This window comes from Streptomyces sp. NPDC050448, from assembly GCF_040655295.1.
GTDB lineage: Bacteria > Actinomycetota > Actinomycetes > Streptomycetales > Streptomycetaceae > Streptomyces.
In genome coordinates this window covers 203126-221660 of the sequence record NZ_JBFAJR010000006.1, presented here as the reverse complement: position 1 = coordinate 221660, position 18535 = coordinate 203126, and the positions used below count along the sequence as shown (strand labels likewise).

At 73.4% G+C, this 18535-nt stretch carries 14 protein-coding genes and 1 pseudogene; 9 read left to right on the top strand and 6 right to left on the bottom strand.

Features of this window, described 5'->3' with window-relative positions; genetic code table 11:
• Window positions 1–5: 5 nt before the first annotated feature.
• Window positions 6–569 (bottom strand): annotated as a pseudogene (locus AB0I68_RS10870) (ABC transporter permease subunit).
• 695 nt (window positions 570–1264) lie between these two features.
• Window positions 1265–2386, bottom strand: a complete 1122-nt coding sequence (locus AB0I68_RS10865) for a substrate-binding domain-containing protein (RefSeq protein WP_363176899.1) — start codon at window positions 2384–2386, stop codon at window positions 1265–1267.
• 178 nt (window positions 2387–2564) lie between these two features.
• On the opposite strand from AB0I68_RS10865, the gene AB0I68_RS10860 reads away from it, so the two are divergent.
• The 4 genes from AB0I68_RS10860 to AB0I68_RS10845 all read left to right on the top strand — a co-directional run bounded on the left by AB0I68_RS10860 (window position 2565) and on the right by AB0I68_RS10845 (window position 7851).
• Entirely contained in the window at window positions 2565–4481 is a 1917-nt protein-coding gene (locus AB0I68_RS10860; protein ID WP_363176898.1) for a beta-galactosidase family protein, read from the top strand.
• 46 nt (window positions 4482–4527) lie between these two features.
• Complete coding sequence (gene galT, locus AB0I68_RS10855) at window positions 4528–5568, top strand: galactose-1-phosphate uridylyltransferase (protein ID WP_363176897.1); 1041 nt, start codon at window positions 4528–4530, stop codon at window positions 5566–5568.
• Window positions 5565–6722 (top strand): galactokinase, encoded by a 1158-nt coding sequence (gene galK, locus AB0I68_RS10850; protein WP_363176896.1) that lies wholly within the window; start codon window positions 5565–5567, stop codon window positions 6720–6722. The genes galT and galK overlap by 4 nt, the downstream gene beginning before the upstream one ends.
• Before the next feature lie 187 nt (window positions 6723–6909).
• Window positions 6910–7851 carry an aldo/keto reductase gene (locus tag AB0I68_RS10845; protein WP_363176895.1) on the top strand — a complete coding sequence of 314 codons (942 nt, stop codon included), beginning with the start codon at window positions 6910–6912 and terminating at the stop codon, window positions 7849–7851.
• Window positions 7852–7862: 11 nt separating this feature from the next.
• Here AB0I68_RS10845 and AB0I68_RS10840 read toward each other — a convergent pair whose 3' ends face one another.
• The 3 genes from AB0I68_RS10840 to AB0I68_RS10830 form a co-directional block, all read right to left on the bottom strand.
• A complete protein-coding gene (locus AB0I68_RS10840; RefSeq protein WP_363176894.1) occupies window positions 7863–8597 on the bottom strand; it encodes a carbonic anhydrase in 735 nt (244 codons plus the stop codon).
• 269 nt (window positions 8598–8866) lie between these two features.
• Window positions 8867–9730 (bottom strand): ABC transporter permease, encoded by an 864-nt coding sequence (locus AB0I68_RS10835; protein ID WP_363176893.1) that lies wholly within the window; start codon window positions 9728–9730, stop codon window positions 8867–8869.
• A complete protein-coding gene (locus AB0I68_RS10830) occupies window positions 9727–12471 on the bottom strand; it encodes an alpha/beta fold hydrolase (RefSeq protein WP_363176892.1) in 2745 nt (914 codons plus the stop codon). Before AB0I68_RS10830 ends, AB0I68_RS10835 begins: the two co-directional genes overlap by 4 nt.
• Before the next feature lie 152 nt (window positions 12472–12623).
• On the opposite strand from AB0I68_RS10830, the gene AB0I68_RS10825 reads away from it, so the two are divergent.
• The 5 genes from AB0I68_RS10825 (at window position 12624) to AB0I68_RS10805 (ending at window position 16747) form a co-directional block, all read left to right on the top strand.
• A complete protein-coding gene (locus AB0I68_RS10825; RefSeq protein ID WP_363176891.1) occupies window positions 12624–14159 on the top strand; it encodes an ATP-dependent DNA ligase in 1536 nt (511 codons plus the stop codon).
• Between the two features lie 108 nt (window positions 14160–14267).
• Entirely contained in the window at window positions 14268–14981 is a 714-nt protein-coding gene (locus AB0I68_RS10820; RefSeq protein ID WP_363176890.1) for an XRE family transcriptional regulator, read from the top strand.
• A 26-nt stretch (window positions 14982–15007) separates the two neighbouring features.
• Window positions 15008–15130: a DUF6126 family protein gene (locus tag AB0I68_RS10815; RefSeq protein ID WP_037635127.1), complete on the top strand. Its 123-nt coding sequence runs from the start codon at window positions 15008–15010 to the stop codon at window positions 15128–15130.
• A 58-nt stretch (window positions 15131–15188) separates the two neighbouring features.
• Window positions 15189–16271 carry a dihydrodipicolinate reductase gene (locus AB0I68_RS10810; protein ID WP_363176889.1) on the top strand — a complete coding sequence of 361 codons (1083 nt, stop codon included), beginning with the start codon at window positions 15189–15191 and terminating at the stop codon, window positions 16269–16271.
• The gene (locus AB0I68_RS10805) at window positions 16268–16747 is read left to right on the top strand and encodes a carboxymuconolactone decarboxylase family protein (protein ID WP_363176888.1); all 480 of its coding nucleotides are present in this window, start codon (window positions 16268–16270) and stop codon (window positions 16745–16747) included. The genes AB0I68_RS10810 and AB0I68_RS10805 overlap by 4 nt, the downstream gene beginning before the upstream one ends.
• A 63-nt stretch (window positions 16748–16810) precedes the next feature.
• On the opposite strand, the gene AB0I68_RS10800 is transcribed toward AB0I68_RS10805, so the two are convergent.
• Window positions 16811–18466 carry a GMC oxidoreductase gene (locus tag AB0I68_RS10800; protein ID WP_363176887.1) on the bottom strand — a complete coding sequence of 552 codons (1656 nt, stop codon included), beginning with the start codon at window positions 18464–18466 and terminating at the stop codon, window positions 16811–16813.
• Window positions 18467–18535 lie beyond the last annotated feature (69 nt).

The following is an 18535-nucleotide window of genomic DNA, read 5'->3' as shown; positions in this document are numbered from 1 at the left end:
GTGAGTCACTTGACGGCTCCTGCGGTGAGACCCGAGCGCCAGAACCGCTGCGGGCCGAGGAAGGCCAGCGCGAGCGGGACGACGGCGACGAGTGAACCGGTGATCACCAGGGGATAGAGCTCGGGCTGCTGGGAGACGCTGCGGTTCCGCATGAACAGGCCCAGACTGACGGGGTGGAGCCGCTCGTCGTTCAGCATGGTCAGCGCGCCGTAGACGTTGTTCCAGATGGCCGTGAAGGTGAACAGGAAGATGGTCACAAACCCCGGCCACGGCATCGGGAACGACACGTGCGCGAAGAGCCGCAGTTCACCCGCGCCGTCGACGCGGGCGGCGGCCGGCACCTCGTCGGGCACGTAGCCTTCGGCGAACACCCGGGCCAGCGCCAGGTAGACCCCGAAGGGGTTGACCAGGGCGGGCACCAGGTAGGCCCCGTACGTGTTCACGGCGCCGGCCGCCGAGGCCCTCGCCGAGGTTGGTGAGGAGGCTGAGGTCCCCCAGGGCGTACGGATCGGTGGCGAAGCGGTCGCGGCGGTTCTGGTGGCGGCCAGGACCAGCCAGGCGAGGGGCATGAGGGTGTGGCCGGAGACGAGGAGGAGGGCGGCTTTGACGGCGGTACGGGAGAGCAGGGCGCGGCCCCGCGCGAGGCGAGCCGGGGCCGAGGCCGGAGCCGGGGCCCCGCATTGGCCGGCTCGGCCGCCCCGTCGGGCCCGCCCGGCACCGCCGAGAACTTCACCTGGACGTTCGGGTGCGTCGTGTTGAACGCGTCCGCCGTCTGCTGCGCACCCGCGGACGAAGACCAGTAGGTGAGGCTGACCAGCTGCTCCGGCAAGGCCCGGCCGCCCCGGCCGCGCCCGGCTCCGACCCCCCGCCGCACGGGGTGGCGAACAGTGCGAGGGAGGGGGCCGAGACGGTCAACGCAAGGCGGGGCGGGCGTGGCAGACCGGACGGGCGGGGCAGGCGGGCCATGCGGGGCGGGCGTGGCAGACCGGACGGGCGGGGCAGGCGGGCCATGCGGGGCAGGCGGGGCAGACCGGACGGGCAGGGCGGGCGTGGCAGACCGGGCGGGCAGGGCTGGCGGGGCAGGCCGGACGGGCGGGGCGTGCGGAAGGAACGGAAGCTGCGCGACATGGAGTGGCTCCTGCGGACGACCACGGACGGCGGCGGAGGGGAGAACGCGGCCCATCTTTTGTGCGAACTAGCCCACCGTCAAGAGCGAATGCGCAACTCGATCGAAACAATCAGTTCGGAAGGTGACTTCTGCCCTTTATGAACGGATCGTCAGTCGGGGGAGCAGTTCCAGATGCTGCCGCGCCCCCTCGTCCGCCCCCTCGCCCGCTGCCGTCAGCCGGTCCAGCAGCAGCCCCGCCGCCCGCGCCCCCACCTCGCGCTTGGCCGGCGCCACCGCCGAGAGCGGCACGTCGGCCAGCCCCGCCACCTCGTCGTCGTACGTGATCACCGCGAGGTCCTCCGGCACCCGTACGCCGCGCGCCTGGAGCCTCGGGATCAACATGATCGCGTCGGTGTCGCTGTGGATCAGAGCCGCGGTCACCCCGCCCGCCGTCACTGCCTCGTACAGGTAGTCCAGCGTCCGCGCGAACAGGTCCGCGTCCGAGAGCGGGGCCGGCCCGGCCGCGGGCCACTGCGGCGCCGGCTCCAGTCCGAGCGCGGCCACCGCCGTCTCGTACCCGGCCCGCAGCCGCGGCGTCGTCGGCGTCGCACGGCTGGCCAGCGCGATCCGCCGGTGGCCCCGTTCCGCCAGGTGCTGCACCGCTGTCGCGGCGCCGTGCGCATGGTCGGAAGCCACCCGGTCCAGAGCCGCGGCCGGATGCCCGGGCGGGGCCCACCGCTCCACCAGCACCGTCGGAACCGGCAGCTCCGCCGTCCACGCCCCCTCCCCGGGCCCGGGTGAACCGGCATCCCAGTTCGGGGTGAGCAGCAGTCCGTCCGCCCCGGTGGACAGCAGGCGGTCCGCCTGCGTCCGGTCCTCGCCCGGCAGGTACCGCGTCAGGCCCACGGTCAGCCGCGCGCCCCGCGCCTCGACCACCTCGCGGGCTCCGCGTACGACGTCCGCGTAGTAGTACTCCGTGGTCGGCACCACCATCCCGATCACCAGCCCCGCGGCACCCGCCGAGGCTGCCGCCCCGCCCCCGGCGGGCGCCGGCGGCGACGCCTGAGCCGCCGGAGCGCCCGGCCGCCCGGACTCCACCCGGCTGATCACCCCGTGCATCCGGTGGATCTCGCCCCGGGCCGCCATCGCCTCGATGTCGCGCCGCAGGGTGACCGGCGATACGCCCAGCTCCTGGGCCAGGTCCGCCACGCGCACACTGCCCCGCGCCCGGACGAGCGCGAGCACCCGCGCCTGGCGCTGGTCCACGTGTGGTCTCAAGATTCCCCCTGCCGTGGTGAGCTCCGGCGTGTTCCGGGCACTCCGCCATCATAGAGAATCGAACCGATCGATTCGATCGTTTCCGATCAACTGTTCATTGACGGCGTGGACGGTGCGTTCGTATATTCGGCGGCATCCGGCACCTCACGGCATCTCGACCTCTTTCGGGAGTCAGCGCATGCTCACGTACGACCAGGACGGATTCCGGCGCGCAGGGCGCCCCCACCGCATCATCTCGGGAGCGCTGCACTACTTCCGGGTCCATCCCGGCCTGTGGGAGGACCGGCTGCGCCGGCTGCGCGCCCTGGGCGTCAACACCGTGGACACCTACGTCCCCTGGAACTTTCACGAGAGCGCCCCCGGCAAGGCCGACTTCACCGGCCGGCGCGACCTCGGCCGCTTCCTGCGCACCGCCCAGGGCCTCGGCCTGGACGCCATCGTCCGCCCCGGCCCGTACATCTGCGCCGAATGGGACTTCGGCGGCCTGCCCGCCCGGCTCCTCGCCGTCGACGGCCTCCACCTGCGCTGTTCCGACCCCCGCTTCGAGGCCGAGGCCGACGGCTGGTTCGACCTCGTCGTCCCCGAGCTGCTGCCCCTGCTGGCGAGCCGCGGCGGTCCGGTCGTCGCCGTACAGATCGAGAACGAGTACGGCTCGTACGGCAACGACACCCCCTACCGCGCCCATGTGGAACGGGCCCTGGTCGATCGCGGCGTGGACTGCCTCCTGTTCACCGCCGACGGACCCGAGGACGCCATGCTCCAGGGCGGCATGCTCCCGGGCCGGCTCGCCACCGCCACCTTCGGCGCCCGGCCCGCCGAACGCCTCGCCCACTTGCGCCGCTACCAGCAGACCGGCCCGCTCGCCGCCATGGAGTTCTGGATCGGCTGGTTCGACCACTGGGGCGAGGACCACCACGTCCGCGCCGTCGAGGACGCGGCGCAGTCCCTCGACGAACTCCTCGCCACCGGCGCCTCCGTCAACCTCTACATGGCCCACGGCGGCACCAACTTCGGCTTCTGGGCGGGCGCCAACCACACCGGGTCCCGTCCCGGCGACCCCGGCTACCAGCCCACGATCACCAGCTACGACTACGACGCCCCCATCGGGGAGGCCGGCGAACTCACCCCCAAGTTCCACGCGTTCCGCGAGGTCATCGGCAAGTACGTGCCACTGCCCGACGGCCCGCTGCCGCAGCCACCGCCCCGCATCACCCCGGCCCTCGCCGTCGCGGCCGGCACCGCCCCGCTCCTGGACCACCTCGACCTGCTGTGCGGGGAGCCCGTGCTGCGCCCCGCGCCCGAGTCCATGGAGAAGCTCGGCCAGGCCCACGGCCTGATCCACTACCGCACCACCGTCACCGGGCCGCGCCCGGCCATGCCCGTCCGCATCGACGGCCTCGGCGACCGCGCGTACGTCTTCGCCGACGGGGAGCCCCTGGGCATCCTCGACCGCAACCGGCCCGACGAGGGGCTCGACCTGCCCGTCGGCGAGGCCGGGGTCGTCCTCGACCTCCTCGTCCGTGCCCAGGGGCGGGTGAACTACGGCCCGCTGCTCGACGACCGCAAGGGCATCTGGCGCGGCGTCCGCCACGGCCACCAGCAGCTGTTCGAATGGGAGATCAGGCCGCTCCCGCTCACCGACACGGCCGACGCCGGCCCCGACACGGCCGACGCGGCCGCTGGCCCCGACGTGGCTGGTTGCCCCGACGTGGCCGGTTGCCCCGACGCGGCCGGTTGCGTCACCCCGGCCGACCCGACTGGTCGCACCGCCCTGACCGGCCTGGACTGGTCGACGGACACCCCCGGCACGGGACGCCCGGCCTTCCACCGCTTCACCCACGCCCTCCCGGGCGCCCCCGCCGACGGATTCGTCGACGTCTCCGGCTGGGGCACCGGCCTCGTCTGGCTGAACGGCTTCCTCCTCGGCCACTACGACACGCCGCGCGGACCGCAGCGCACCCTCTACGCCCCCGCACCCCTGTGGCGGACCGGCCGGAACGAGATCGTCCTCCTCGAGCTGGAGCGCTCCGGCGCCGACCTGCCGCTGCGCGACCGCCCCGACCTCGGCCGCCCCACCGTCGTCACCCTCCAGTGACCCCCCGGCGAACTCCGGTGACCTTCCCGTGAGAGAAGCTCTTCCCGTGAAGCGAACGAGCACCCACCTGGCCGACGGCCGCGAGATCCTGTACTACGACGCCGACGACGGCGCCGCCCGCGCCGTCCCCGACACCCGCCCCCTCGACGCGTCCGCCACCTCCTCCGAGATACGCCGCGACCCGCTGCTCGGCGACGCCGTGGTCATCGCCTCCCACCGCCAGGGGCGCACCTACCTCCCGCCCGCCGACGCCTGCCCGCTGTGCCCCTCCACCGAGGGGCGCGCGAGCGAGATCCCGGCCCCCGACTACGACGTGGTCGTCTTCGAGAACCGCTTCCCCTCCCTCGCCGGCGACACCGGCCGCTGCGAGGTCATCTGCTTCACCCCCGACCACCGGACCTCCTTCGCCGAGCTCGACGAGGAGCGCGCCGCACTGGTCCTGGCAGCCTGGACCGACCGCACCGCCGAACTCTCCGCCCACGCGGGGGTCCGGCAGGTCTACTGCTTCGAGAACCGCGGCACCGAGATCGGCGTGACCCTCGCGCACCCGCACGGCCAGATCTACGCCTTCCCCTTCATCACCCCGCGCACCACCCGTATGCTCGCCACCGTCGCCGCCCACCGCGCCCGCACCGGCGGCAACCTCTTCGAGGAGGTGCTCGCCGCCGAACGCGCCGAGGGGACCCGGGTCGTCCTCGAAGGGGACCACTGGACCGCCTTCGTGCCCTACGCCGCGCGCTGGCCGTACGAGGTCCACCTCTATCCGCACCGCCGCACCGCCGACCTGACCACTCTGGACGACGCGGCCCGCGCCGAGTTCCCCCGCCTCTACCTGGAGCTGCTGCGCCGCTTCGACCGGCTGTTCGGGGCGCCCGGGCCCACCCCGTACATCTCCGCCTGGCACCAGGCGCCGGCATCCGGGGAGGACCGGGCCGACTTCGCGCTCCACCTGGAGCTCTTCACGGTCCGCCGCACCGCTGACAAGCTCAAGTACCTGGCAGGAACCGAATCCGGGATGGAGGCCTACATGAACGACGTCCGGCCCGAGGACGCGGCCGCGCGGCTGCGGGAGGTGGCGAGCCGATGAACCAGGCAGCGGACGGGTTCCGCCGGTTGTACGGGTCCCCGCCCGAGGGCGTCTGGGCGGCTCCGGGCCGGGTCAATCTGATCGGCGAACACACCGACTACAACGACGGCTTCGCCCTGCCCTTCGCGCTGCCGCAGCGCACGGAGGTCGCCGCCGCGCGGCGCGCCGACGGGATCCTCCGGCTCCACTCCGCCGACGTCCCGTCCGGCGTGGTCACCCTCCGCCCCGGCGACCTCGACCCGGCCCGCCCGCCCACCGGCTCCGCGGGCTGGGCCGCGTACCCGGCCGGGGTGCTGTGGGCCCTGCTGGACGCGGGCCTTCCCGTCCGGGGCGCCGATCTGCACGTGCGGTCCGATGTGCCGGCCGGGGCCGGCCTGTCCTCCTCCGCCGCCCTGGAGGTGGCCACCGCCCTGGCGCTCACCGACCTGTACGGGATCCCGCTCACCCGGCCCGAACTGGCCGCGCTCGCCCGCCGTGCCGAGAACGCCTACGTCGGCGTTCCCTGCGGGGTGATGGACCAGACGGCCTCGGCCTGCGCCACCGCAGGCCACGCCCTCCACCTCGACACCCGCACCCTCGAACAACGGCACATCCCCTTCGACTGCGCGGCGGCCGGACTGCGCCTCCTGGTCATCGACACCCGGGTCAAGCACGACCTGGCCGACGGGGCCTACGCCGAGCGCCGCGCCTCCTGCCACGGGGCGGCCGCCGCGCTCGGGCTGCCCGCCCTGCGCGACCTCCCGTACGAGGAGCTGGACCAGGCCCTGGCCCGCCTCGGCGACCCGGTCCGGCGCAGACGGGTCCGGCACGTCGTCACCGAGAACGAACGGGTCGTACGGGTGGAGGAGCTGCTCCGCGCCGGCCGGTTGCGCGAGGCGGGCCCGCTGCTGACCGAGGGCCACGCCTCGCTGCGGGACGACTACGAGGTGTCCTGCGCGGAGCTCGACCTGGCGGTCGCCACCGCCTGTGCGGCGGGCGCGTACGGAGCCCGGATGACCGGCGGCGGCTTCGGCGGATCCGCCCTGGCCCTGATCGACGCGGACGCCGAACCGCTGGTCGCCGAGGCCGTGACGGAGGCCTTCGTCCGGGCGGGCCACAAGCCGCCGCGCATCACGGCGGCGGAACCCTCCGCCGGCGCGGGCCGGACGGTGTGAGGAAGGGCGGCGTGAGGAAGGACCGCGTGGCGAAGGCGGCGTGAGGAAGGACCGCGTGGCGAAGGCGGCGTGAGGAAGGACCGCGTGGCGAAGGCGGCGTGAGGAAGGGCGGCTTCCGCAGAACCGGCGTGCCTAGACTGGCCGCTTAGTCGATCATCGGCCGGACGAGTGTGGAGGAACCCACCGCATGCGCTACATCTCGCTGGGCAGTTCAGGTCTTCAGGTCTCCGCCGTCGGACTCGGCTGCAACAACTTCGGCGGCCGCCTCGACGCCCAGGCCACCCGCGCCGTCGTCGACGCCGCGCTCGAGGCGGGGATCACCCTCCTCGACACCGCCGACATCTACGGCGGCCGCGGCGGCTCCGAGCGCCACCTCGGCCAGGCCATCAAGGGCCGCCGCGACCAGGTCGTCCTGGCCACCAAGTTCGGTTACGCGGGCATGGACATGGAGTACGGGCCCGCCGCCGGATCCCGCGGCGGCCGGGCGTACATCCGGCGGGCCGTCGAGGAGTCCCTGCGCCGCCTGGACACCGACCACATCGACCTCTACCAGCTGCACAGCCCCGACCCGGCGACCCCCCTCGCGGAGACCCTGGCCGCGCTCACGGAGCTCGTCACCGAGGGCAAGATCCGCTACATCGGGCACTCCAACTTCAGCGGCTGGCAGCTCGCCGAAGCCGCCCATGTCGCCCGCGAAACGGGCGCGGCCCCCTTCGTGTCGGCGCAGAACGAATGGTCGCTGCTCCAGCGGAATGCGGAGCGGGAACTGGTCCCGGCCGCCGTGCACTACGGACTCGGCGTGCTCCCGTACTTCCCGCTCGCCAACGGCCTGCTCACCGGCAAGATCCGCCGGGGCGCCCCCGTCCCGGCCGGCTCCCGCCTCGAGGGCCGCGACGCCTACCTCACCGAGGAGCGGCTCGACACGGTCGAGGCGCTGGCCGCCCTCGCCGACAAGTACGGCCGCAGCGTCCTCGAACTCGCCATCGGCTGGCTCTGCGCCCAGCCGGGCTGCTCCTCCGTCATCGCGGGTGCCACCTCCCCCGAGCAGGTACGGGCCAACGCGGCCGTCGCCGACCGCCCGCTGGAGCCCGAACTGCTGGCGGAGATCGACGCGATCGCGGGGGCGTGAGCCCCGGAGGTTCAGACGGGCGAGCCCGTCAGGACCTCCACCTTGCCGGTGTCCAGCGAGTAGTAGGCGCCGACGACGGCCAGGGCGCCCTTCTTCACGAGGGGCCCCAGGTCGGCGTTGGCGCGCAGATCGGCCGCGGTCACCTTGATCTGGTGGTGGGTCATGGTGTCGACGGGGTCGGCGCCGGGGTTCTTGACCGTCAGCCGGTACGCCGGCTCCACGGCCTTGACGATCGCCTGGAGGTTGCCGGGCAGGGGCGTACCGTCCTTCAGCGACTTGTACGCGGCCTCGATGGCGCCGCAGCGCTGGTGGCCGAGCACGACGATCAGCGGAGTGCCGCCCGTCAGGGGCCCGTACTCGACGGAACCGGTCACCACCGGGCCGACCGCCTGCCCGCCCGTGCGCAGGACGTACAGGTCGCCCAGACCGGTGTCGAAGATCAGCTCGGGCGCCACCCGGGAGTCGATGCAGGCGAGGACCACCCCGAAGGGGTCCTGCGCCTCGGCGACCAGCTCGCGCCGCTCGGGATCCCGGTCGGGGTGTTCGAGGTTCCCGCTCACCCAGCGCTTGTTGCCTTCCATCAGGCGCACGAACGCGGCCTGGGGCGTGGCCGGCCGCGGCTGCGGAGCTGCGGTCGTCACCTTCGGCGCACGCGGGGACGAGCATCCCGAGAGCACGACGGCGGCCGCCGCCGCGAGGCCGCCGGTCAGTACGGCCCTGCGAGCCGGATGTCCTTCTGTGTGCATGGGAGGTACCCCTCGGTGCCGCGCAGACGCGTCCGTACGTCGTGACGACCGCGATTGTCCAGCGCGTCGGGGCGACCGCACGGCAGGCGCACGTGGGCGCGGCCCCCATTGCCGCGGACGGCCCACACACCGACGGCCTGCACCCGGGCGGGCGGCCTACACGCGAGCCGACGGCCCACACGCCGGGCCGACGGCCTGCACGCGGGCCGACGGCCCGCACACCGGGCGGGCGCCGCGCGAAAGCCGACGGTCCGCCCGGCGTGCGGCGCTCAGGACACGATGTCCTTGCGGGAGAACCCGCGGAACGCGAGCGCGAACAGCACCAGCGCGTACGACACCGACACCGCCGTCCCCTTGACCATCCCGCCCCACTCCAGCTGCGGCTGCAGCGCATCCGCCCACGCGAACTGCCAGTGCGCGGGCAGGAACTCCCGCCACGATCCGAGCGCCGTCACCGCGTCCAGCACGTTGCCCACGATCGTCAGCCCGACCGCCCCGCCCACCGCGCCCAGCGGCGCGTCCGTCCGCGTCGACAGCCAGAACGCCAGCCCGGCCGTGACCAGCTGCGACACGAAGACGAACGCCACCACGAGGGCGAGGCGCGGCACGGTGTCCGCGGCCGCCAACGAGCCGCCCGTGGGCAGCTTCAGGGGTCCCCACCCGTACGCCGCCGTGCCCGCCGCCAGCGCCACCACCGGCAGCAGCACCATCGCCGCCAGGCTGAAGCCCAGCGCCACCACCAGCTTGCTCCACAGCAGCCGGGCCCTCGGCACCGGCGAGGCCAGCAGGTAGCGCAGCGAGGACCAGCTCGCCTCCGACGCCACCGTGTCCCCGCAGAACAGCGCCACCGGCACGACCAACAGGAAGCCGGCCGACACGAACAGGCAGGTGGCCGCGAAGTTCGCACCCGAGGCCGTCGCCGTGTCGATGAGCGTGATCCGGCCGTCGCCGCCCCGGCGGCCGTCCTGCCCGCCGCCCACCGCGAACGCGATGATCATGACGAAGGGGAGCGCGGCCAGTACCCCGCCCATCACCAGCGTCCGCCGCCTGCGCCACTGCCGCAGCGCCTCCACGCGCAGCGGCAGCGTACGGCTCGCCCGGTAGCCGGCGGCCACCTCTGTCACGGCGCTCACGCCGCACCTCCGATCAGGGTGAGGAAAGCGTCCTCGAGCCGGCGGTGCGGCCCCACTGCGGACACCGGGACCTCCAGCCGTACCAGCTCGGCGATCAGCCCGGCGGCCGTCGCACCCTCCAGCCGCACCAGCAGTCCGTCCGCGGCCGCCGCCACGGAACCCACTCCCTCCAGCGCGGCCACCTTCCCCACGCTCCCTTCGTCGACCGGCTCGGCCAGCGTCACCAGCAGGGTGTCCCCGCCGCCCGTGATCTCCGCGACCTCGCCCGTCTGCACGAGCCGTCCGCGGTCCATGACCACCAGGTGGGTGCACGACTGCTCGACCTCCGACAGCAGGTGGCTGGAGACGATGACCGTCCGCCCGCCCGCCGCGTACCGGATCATCACGTCCCGCATCTCCCGGATCTGCGGCGGGTCCAGACCGTTCGTCGGCTCGTCGAGGATCAGCAGATCCGGCATCCCGAGCATGGCCTGCGCGATCGCGAGCCGCTGCCGCATGCCCTGCGAGTACGTGCGCACCGCTCGCTCCAGGGCATCGCCGAGTCCGGCGATCTCCAGGGCCTCCGCCATGTGCGCGTCCTCGGCCGGGCGCCCGGTGGCCTGCCAGTACAGATCCAGGTTGGCCCGCCCCGACAGGTGCGGCAGGAAGCCGGCCCCTTCGACGAACGCCCCGACCCGCGACAGCACCGGCGCCCCGGCCCGTACCGCGTGCCCGAACACCCGGATCTCCCCGGCATCCGGGGAGATCAGCCCCATCAGCATCCGCAGCGTGGTGGTCTTGCCGGCGCCGTTGGGCCCGAGCAGGCCCAGGACCTGCCCCTTCTCCACCCGGAACGACAGGTCCCGCACCGCGTACCGGTCCTGTGCCTTCGCGTACCGCTTCGTCAGACCGGTGATTTCCAGGGGTACGTCGGCCAGCGCGGGGTCGGGCTGCGGTGCGCCGGCCCGCGCCCCCGCACTCCCCCGGCCGGTCCTGCGGATCCCCAGCAGCGCCGCGGCCAGCAGCGCGGCACCCAGCGGCAGCCCCCAGGTCCACGCGGGCAGCCCCGCCGAGGCCGTCCGTACCCCGTCGGCCACCGGAACGGCCAGGGCGCCCTGCGCCGTGACCGTGTAGGTGGCCGGTGCGGCGGGGGACGCGTAGCCGAGGTCGGTCGCGGCGACGACGAGCCGCAGCCGGTGCCCGGCCTCCACGGCGTGGTCGACGGCGGGGAGCCGCAGCTCCACCGTCGCCCCCTGCTGCGCGTTCTCCACGCGCAGCGGGGCGACCAGCTGGCTCGGCAGCACAGCCTGGCGCCCGTCGGGACCGACGTCGTACACCTTGCCGAACAGGACGGCCGAACCGTCCGCGGCCGTCGACCTCACGTTCAGGGTGACGGCCGGCGTCCCGGTGATCCGCACCCCTTCGGCCAGCGGCTCCGACTCGAACCGGGCGTTCTGCCCCGGGAAGTCCAGCGAGAGCCCGGCCCCGAACGCGGCGAGCTGCCCGCCGATCCCCGGCAGGGCGGACAGCGCGGGCGGGGCGCCGCCCGCCGGATTGGCGAAGCTCTGCTCCCGGCCGCTCAGGGCGAACTCCCGGGGCCCGGCCACCAGCCCCGGGTAGCGCTCGCCGCTCGCACCACGCAGCCGGACGGCCCCGTCGGTGGAGTCGATGCCGCCGGAGCGCGAGACCCGGAAGGCCGGGCCGGTGTCCGCGCCCTGATCGTCCTTGAGGTAGCGGTCGAACCAGGCGGCCACCCGGGCCTCGACCCGGCCGGACTCGCGCATGCCGCCGTCGTGCCCGCCGGCCGCCCAGTCCACGGAGACGGGCGCGCCGTTCGCCGCGATCGCCTTCGCCATGGCGTCGGCCTGGTCCAGCGGGAAGAGGGAGTCGTCCTGGCCCTGCACCACGAGGGTCGCCACCTTGATCCGGTCCCCGACCGCCGACGGGCTGCGCCGCTCCAGGAGGGCGCGGGCCTCGGCGTCGGGCTTCCCGGCCACCGCGACCCGCTCGTACATGGCGCACAGCTCCGGCTGGAACCGCCCGCAGGCGGTGGCGGCGCCGTCGGAGGGGCCGGCACCACCGGAGGCGGGGGCGGCCGCCGCGCCCGGGCTGCCCGCCGGCTGCATCCCGCCGGCCGAACCGGTGGTGAAGAACAGCCCTGCCCACAGCTTCTTGAACACGCCCTGCGGGAAGAGGGCGTCCGCGAGGTTCCAGTAGGTGATCTGCGGGGCGATCGCGTCGATCCGCCGGTCGTATCCGGCGGCGAGCAGCGAGATCGCCCCTCCGTACGAGGCCCCCGCGACGCCGACGCGCGGATCGCCGTCCCCGTCGAGCCGCACCTCGGGCTGCTGTGCGAGCCAGTCGACGAGCCGCGACACGTCCTTGACCTCGTACTCGGGGTCGTTGAGCCCGATCTGCCCGCCGGAGCGGCCGAAGCCGCGCGCCGACCAGGTCAGGACGGCGTACCCGTCCCGGGCCAACCGCTCGGCCTGCGCGCGGACATCGTCCTTGCTGCCGCCGAAACCGTGCCCGAGGAGCACCGCGGGCCGCTTCCCCGTGCCGCCGGCCGTGAAGTACGAGGTGTCGATCCCGGCCCCGGGCATCTCCACCCTGCGGTCCAGGCGGTGCACCGGGGGCGCCTCGCCGGACGCGGCGGCGGTCCACGTACCGGCCCCCGCCACGACGGCGAGCGCGGCTGCGCCCGCGAGCAGGCGGCTTCGGCGGCGCCGCGGCAGTCGGAGCTTCGGCTGTCGGAGCTTCATACGGGAACCCTAGACGCCAGGCCATCGACCCCTGAGCGCCCCCAGGCGGAACCGCCCACCTCCTCAAGGACTACACGGGCAGCCCGGCATACCGCACCCGCGGTACCCGGACCCGACCTGCGCCGTACGCCGAGCGGCGGGAGGATGACGGCATGCTGCTCGCCGAGGTCGCGCGCGTGTCCCGGGAGGTCGCCGAGACCTCCGCCCGGTCACGGAAGACCGCCCTGCTCGCGGAGCTGTTCGCCGCCGCGCCCCCCGAGGAGGCCGGCCTGGTCATCTCGTACCTCGCGGGGCGCCTTCCGCAGGGCCGGCCGGGCATCGGGTGGCGCGTGCTCGGGCGGGAGGCCGAACCCGCCGCCGAGCCCACCCTGACCGTCACCGCCGTCGACGCGGCGGTGACGGAGCTCGCCGGCGTGGCGGGCACGGGCGCGCAGGCCGAACGGCGCCGGATCCTCGACGCCCTGCTCGGCGCGGCCACCGGGCCCGAGCAGCGGTTCCTGCGCAGCCTGCTCTCCGGAGAGGTCCGCCAGGGCGCCCTCGACGCGGTCGCGCTGGAAGGAGTCGCCGCGGCCGCCGGGGTGCCGGCCGCCGAGCTGCGCCGCGCCGCGATGCTCGACGGCTCGCTGCCCCGGGTGGCCGCGGCGGTGCTGGCCGACGGCGCGGCGGCCCTGCGCGAGGTCACGCTCCGCGTCGGGCAGCCCGTACAGCCGATGCTGGCGAACACCGCGAAGTCGGTGGCCGAGGCCCTGGCCGCGCTCGGGCCGTGCGCGGTGGAGGAGAAACTCGACGGGATCCGGGTGCAGGTGCACCGCGACGGGGACGACGTACGGGTGTACACGCGCTCCCTGGACGAGATCACCGACCGGCTGCCGGAGGTGGCGCAGCGGGCGCGGGCGCTGCCGGGGGAGCGGTTCATCCTCGACGGAGAGGTGATCGGGCAGGCGGCGGACGGCCGGCCGGTGCCCTTCCAGGAGGTCGCGAGCCGGGTCGGATCGCGGGTCGACGTCGAGACCGCCCGGCGGACGCTGCCCGTCGTCCCGTACTTCTTCGACGTGCTGGCGGCCGGGGACGAGGTGCTCCTCGACCTCCCGGTGCGCGAGCGCTACGCGGCGCTCGCCGCCCTCGTGCCGGAGGACTCCCGGGTCCGCCGGCTCGTCGTCGAGGACCCGGCGGGGCAGGGGGCCGCCGCCGAGGAGTTCTGGGCCGAGACCCTGCGCCGCGGTCACGAGGGGGTGATGGTCAAGGCCCTCGACTCCGCCTACGCGGCCGGGCGGCGCGGCAGATACTGGCTCAAGGTGAAGCCGGTGCACACCCTCGACCTGGTGGTGCTCGCCGTCGAATGGGGCCACGGCCGGCGCACCGGACTGCTCTCGAACCTGCACCTCGGGGCCCGGGCCGCCGACGGCACGTACGCCATGCTCGGCAAGACCTTCAAGGGGCTCACCGACGCGATGCTGCGCTGGCAGACCGACCGGCTGCGCGAGCTGGCGGTGGAGGACGACGGCTTCACCGTGCGTGTGCGGCCCGAACTGGTGGTGGAGATCGCGTACGACGGCCTCCAGCGCTCCCCCCGCTACCCGGCGGGGGTCGCCCTGCGCTTCGCACGGGTGCTGCGGCACCGCCCGGACAAGACCGCGGACCAGGCGGACACGGTGGAGACGGTGCTCGGCGCACACCACCCCGGCTGAATTCGTGGGTTGGGCGGGCAGGCGGGTCGCGGGGCCGGGGCCTCGAGTCCTTTTGCCTCAGAGGCAAGGGAAATTGCCATGCAGGCAGGATTCTGGCTCAATCGGGGCATGACATCCGGTCCTGCCCCCGGCCCCGAAGGTTCCCACGAACCGGTCGGCCCCGACCTCGGCCCCGATCTGGGTGCCGGCGCCGAAGAGCTGCCCTCCGTGGCGCCGCAGCTGCGTGAGCTGCGGCGTCGTGCCGGGCTCACCCTGGAGGCCGCCGCCGCACGGGCCCGGCTCTCGCCCGCGCACCTGTCCCGGCTGGAGACCGGGCGGCGCCAGCCCTCGCTGCCGCTGCTGCTCGGACTCGCCCGCACCTACGGTACGACGGTCTCGGAACTGCTGGGCGAGACCCCCGCCGTCGCCGATCCCATCGTACGGGCGGGCGGTCCGGGTGCCCGCGAGGCCGACGGGTGGACGTACTGGCAGGCCGGCGGCTCCGGCCGCGGGATGCAGGCCCTGCGCGTGCACGTCCCGCCCGCAGACTCGGTCCGGGGGGACCCCCGTGGCCGCAGCCAGGGCGAGCTGGTCCGCGTCCACCCCGGCGAGGAGTGGCTGTACGTCCTCAAGGGGCGGCTGCGGCTGCACCTGGCGGAGGCCGAGTACCTGCTGGAGCCCGGGGACAGCGCGCACTTCGACTCGCTCACCCCGCACCGGATCGGCGCGGCCGCCCCGGGCGGAGCCGACCTGCTGTTCGTCCACACCTTGCTGCAGAGCAGCCTCGCCGGGCTGTGCCTCGGCGGCGGCGGTGCCGGCAGCGCGACCGCACACCACCCCTAGCCCTCCCCCAGCCCAGGAGCCCCACCATGAACATCCAGTCCAAGTTCCCGCGCGGTCTGGTGATTCGGCTGATCGCCTACTTGTTCGTCGGCCACCTCTTCGCCTTCTTCGTCTACCTCCTCTTCGTCCTGGGCGGTCAGAACCAGTGACGGAAGGCCGGGGCTCGCGACTCTGGAAACGTGCAGGTCCTGTCGCTACCCTCCGCGCATGATTTCCACGGTTGTCTGGGGTACCGGCAACGTCGGCCGTTTGGCCATCCGTGCCGTAGAAGCCCATCCGGCGCTGAAACTGGCCGCCGTCATCGTCCACCATCCCGACAAAATCGGCCGCGACGCGGGCAGGCTCGGCGAACTCGACCACGACACCGGGATCGTGGCCACCGACGACATCGAGGCGGTCCTCGCCGCCGGGCCGCGGGCCGTCGTCTACGCGGCCTCCGGCGACACCCGCCCCGACGACGCCCTCGCCGACATCACCCGGGCCGTCCGGGCCGGTGCGGTCGTCGTCAGCCCCGCCCTCTACCCGCTCTACGACCACCGCAACGCCCCGCCCGAGTTCCGCGATCCGGTGGCCGCCGCGGTCGCGGAGGGCGGCGGCTCGCTGTTCGCCTCCGGCGTCGACCCCGGCTGGGGCAACGACGTACTCCCGCTCCTGCTCAGCGGACTCGGCACCACCATCGACGCCGTCCGCTGCCAGGAGATATTCGACTACTCCACCTACGACCAGCCGGACTCCGTCCGCCACCTCGTCGGCATGGGCCATCCCATGGACTTCGAGCCCATGATGCTGATGCCGTCCGTCCCGACCATGGTGTGGGGCGGGCAGATCCGCATGATGGCCCGGGCCCTGGGCGTCGAACTCGACGAGATCCGCGAGAGCGTCGACCGCCGCGCCCTCGACGCCACCGTGACCACCCGCACCATGGGCGAGTTCGAGGCCGGCACCCAGGGGGCCATCCGCTTCGAAGTGCAGGGCATCGTCGAGGGCGAACCCCGCATCGTCATCGAGCACGTCACCCGCATCCACGCCTCCTGCGCCCCCGACTGGCCGACGCCGCCCGACGGCGGTGACGGCGTCCACCGGGTGATCATCGAGGGCCGCCCGCACATCGAGGTCACCATCGAGGCCACCGACGAGGGCGAGAACCGCTCGGCGGGTGGCAACGCCACCGCCGTCGGCCGCCTGGTCGGCGCCATCGACTGGCTGGTGGAGGCCGAACCGGGCCTCTACGACGCCCTCGACGTCCCCCTGCGCCCCGCCGTCGGCAAGCTCGGAAGGAAACAGCCATGAGGATCGACATACCCGAAGGCCGGCACCCGATCGAGTACGTGTGGGGCGACATGGTCCCCGGGATCGGGATGGCCGCCGCGAACTTCTCGCTGTCCGTGTACGCCCACACCACCCTGAGGCTGCGCGAGTTCGAGGCCGCGCGGCTGCGCGTCGCGCAGATCAACGGGTGCGTGTTCTGCCTCGACTGGCGGACCGAGCGGGACGGGGAGAAGGTCGAGGAGGAGTTCTCCGACGCCGTCACCGAGTGGCGCACCACGGACCGGATCGACGAGCGGACCCGGCTGGCCGCGGAGTACGCGGAGCGGTACACGCTCGACCACCACAACCTCGACGAGGAGTTCTGGGAGCGGATGACGGCGCACTACAGCCAGCTCGAGATCGTGGAGCTGACGATGAGCATCGGGTCCTGGCTGGCCTTCGGCCGGCTCAACCACGTGCTCGGCCTCGATAGCGCGTGCGTACTGCCGGGGCACTGAGAACGGCAAGGGGTCCGGGGCCGGCCGGTACGTCCGGCGGCCCCGGGTCTGCGAGCGGATCGCCTACAGGTCGGTGGCGATGATCTTCTCGATGTTGCGCTCGGCGAGCGCCGTGATGGTGACGAACGGGTTGACGCTGGTGTTGCCGGGGATCAGCGCGCCGTCGATCACGTACAGGCCGGTGTAGCCGTGCAGGCGGCCGTAGTTGTCGGTGGCCTTGTTGAGCACCGCGCCGCCCAGCGGGTGGTAGGTGAGGTGGTCGCCCCAGATCTTGTCGGTGCCGAACAGGTCCGTCCGGTAGATCGTCCCCTCCTTGGAGTTGATCTTGTCGAAGATGCTCTTGGCCATGTCGATGGACGGCTGCTTCCACGCCGTCTGCCAGTTCAGCTCGACCGCGCCCGACGCCGCGTTGTACGTGAACTCGGCGCGGTTCGGGTTCTTGGTGATCGACAGGTAGAACGAGGCGTACGTCTCGATCCCGGTCGGCAGTGGCGCCACCTCGGCGAACGCCCCGCCCGCGTCCCAGTTGTCGATGCCGCCGCAGGGGATGGACGCCTGGACCTTGCCGGTCGGGTCCCACAGGTGGTTGGCCCGGCCGCACATGACGTTGCCGTTGTCGCCCCAGCCCTTGCCGATCTCGCCGTTCAGGGCCGGCAGCGCGCCGGTGGCCTTGAGCCTCACGAGCAGCTTGCTGGTGCCCACGCTGCCGGCGGCGAAGAACACCTTGTCGGCGACCACGGTCTTGGTGGCGGTGGTGTCGCCCGTGGTGGTGATCTGGTCGATGACGACGGTGTAGCCGCCGCCGGCCGCGGGGGAGACGGAAGTGACCTTGTGCAGCGGGGAGACGGTGACCTTGCCGGTGGCCGTGGCCTGGGCGAGGTAGGTCTTCTGCAGCGACTTCTTGCCGTAGTTGTTGCCGTAGAGGATCTCTCCGGCGACCGCGGACTTGGGGGCTGTCCCGGCGGCCTCCTGCTCCATGTAGTCCCAGTCGTACACGTCGGGGACGAAGACGAACGGGAAGCCGGAGCGCTGGGCGTGCTTGCGGCCGACGCGGGCGAACTGGTAGCAGTCGACCGTGTCGAACCAGGCCGGGTCGACCAGTCCGACCCCGAGCCCGGCGTTGGCGCGCGGGTAGTAGGTGGTGTACATCTCGTCGGCGTCCACCGACGGGAGGATGGCGCCGAAGTTCGCGCGCTTCGGGGTGACCGCCATGCCGCCGTTGACCAGCGAACCGCCGCCGACGCCGCGGCCCTGGTAGACGATGATGCCGCCCATCTCCTCGGCGTCCAGGATCCCGGTGTAGCGGGGGATGTCCCTGTCGATCGGGAAACCGAGGAAGTTGCTCAGGGGCTGCTTGGTCTTGGTCCGCAGCCAGTACGAGCGCTGGTCCGGACTGGTCGTGTTGCAGAAGATCTTGCCGTCCGGGCCCGGGGTGTCCCAGGCCATGCCCATCTCGATCATGTGGACGCCGACGCCGGCCTGGGCGAGCCGCAGGGCGGCGACGGATCCTCCGTAGCCGGTGCCGACCACCAGGGCCGGTACGTGCGCGCCGTTGTCGATGGGGCCGGCGGCCACTGCCGCTGAGGCGGCTGACCGCGCATGGGCCGGGGTGATCTGACCGGCGAGGGCCACGGCTCCGAGAATGGAACTTGTTCTAGCGATGAATCCACGACGCGAGACCCCATTGGAGCCGTTTCCGTGCACGGCCTTGTCGCTCATGTGACGTTCCTCACTCTCGGCAGAATGGAAACGAGTTCTACTGCTGGTCGCATGTGAAGTCACTACATA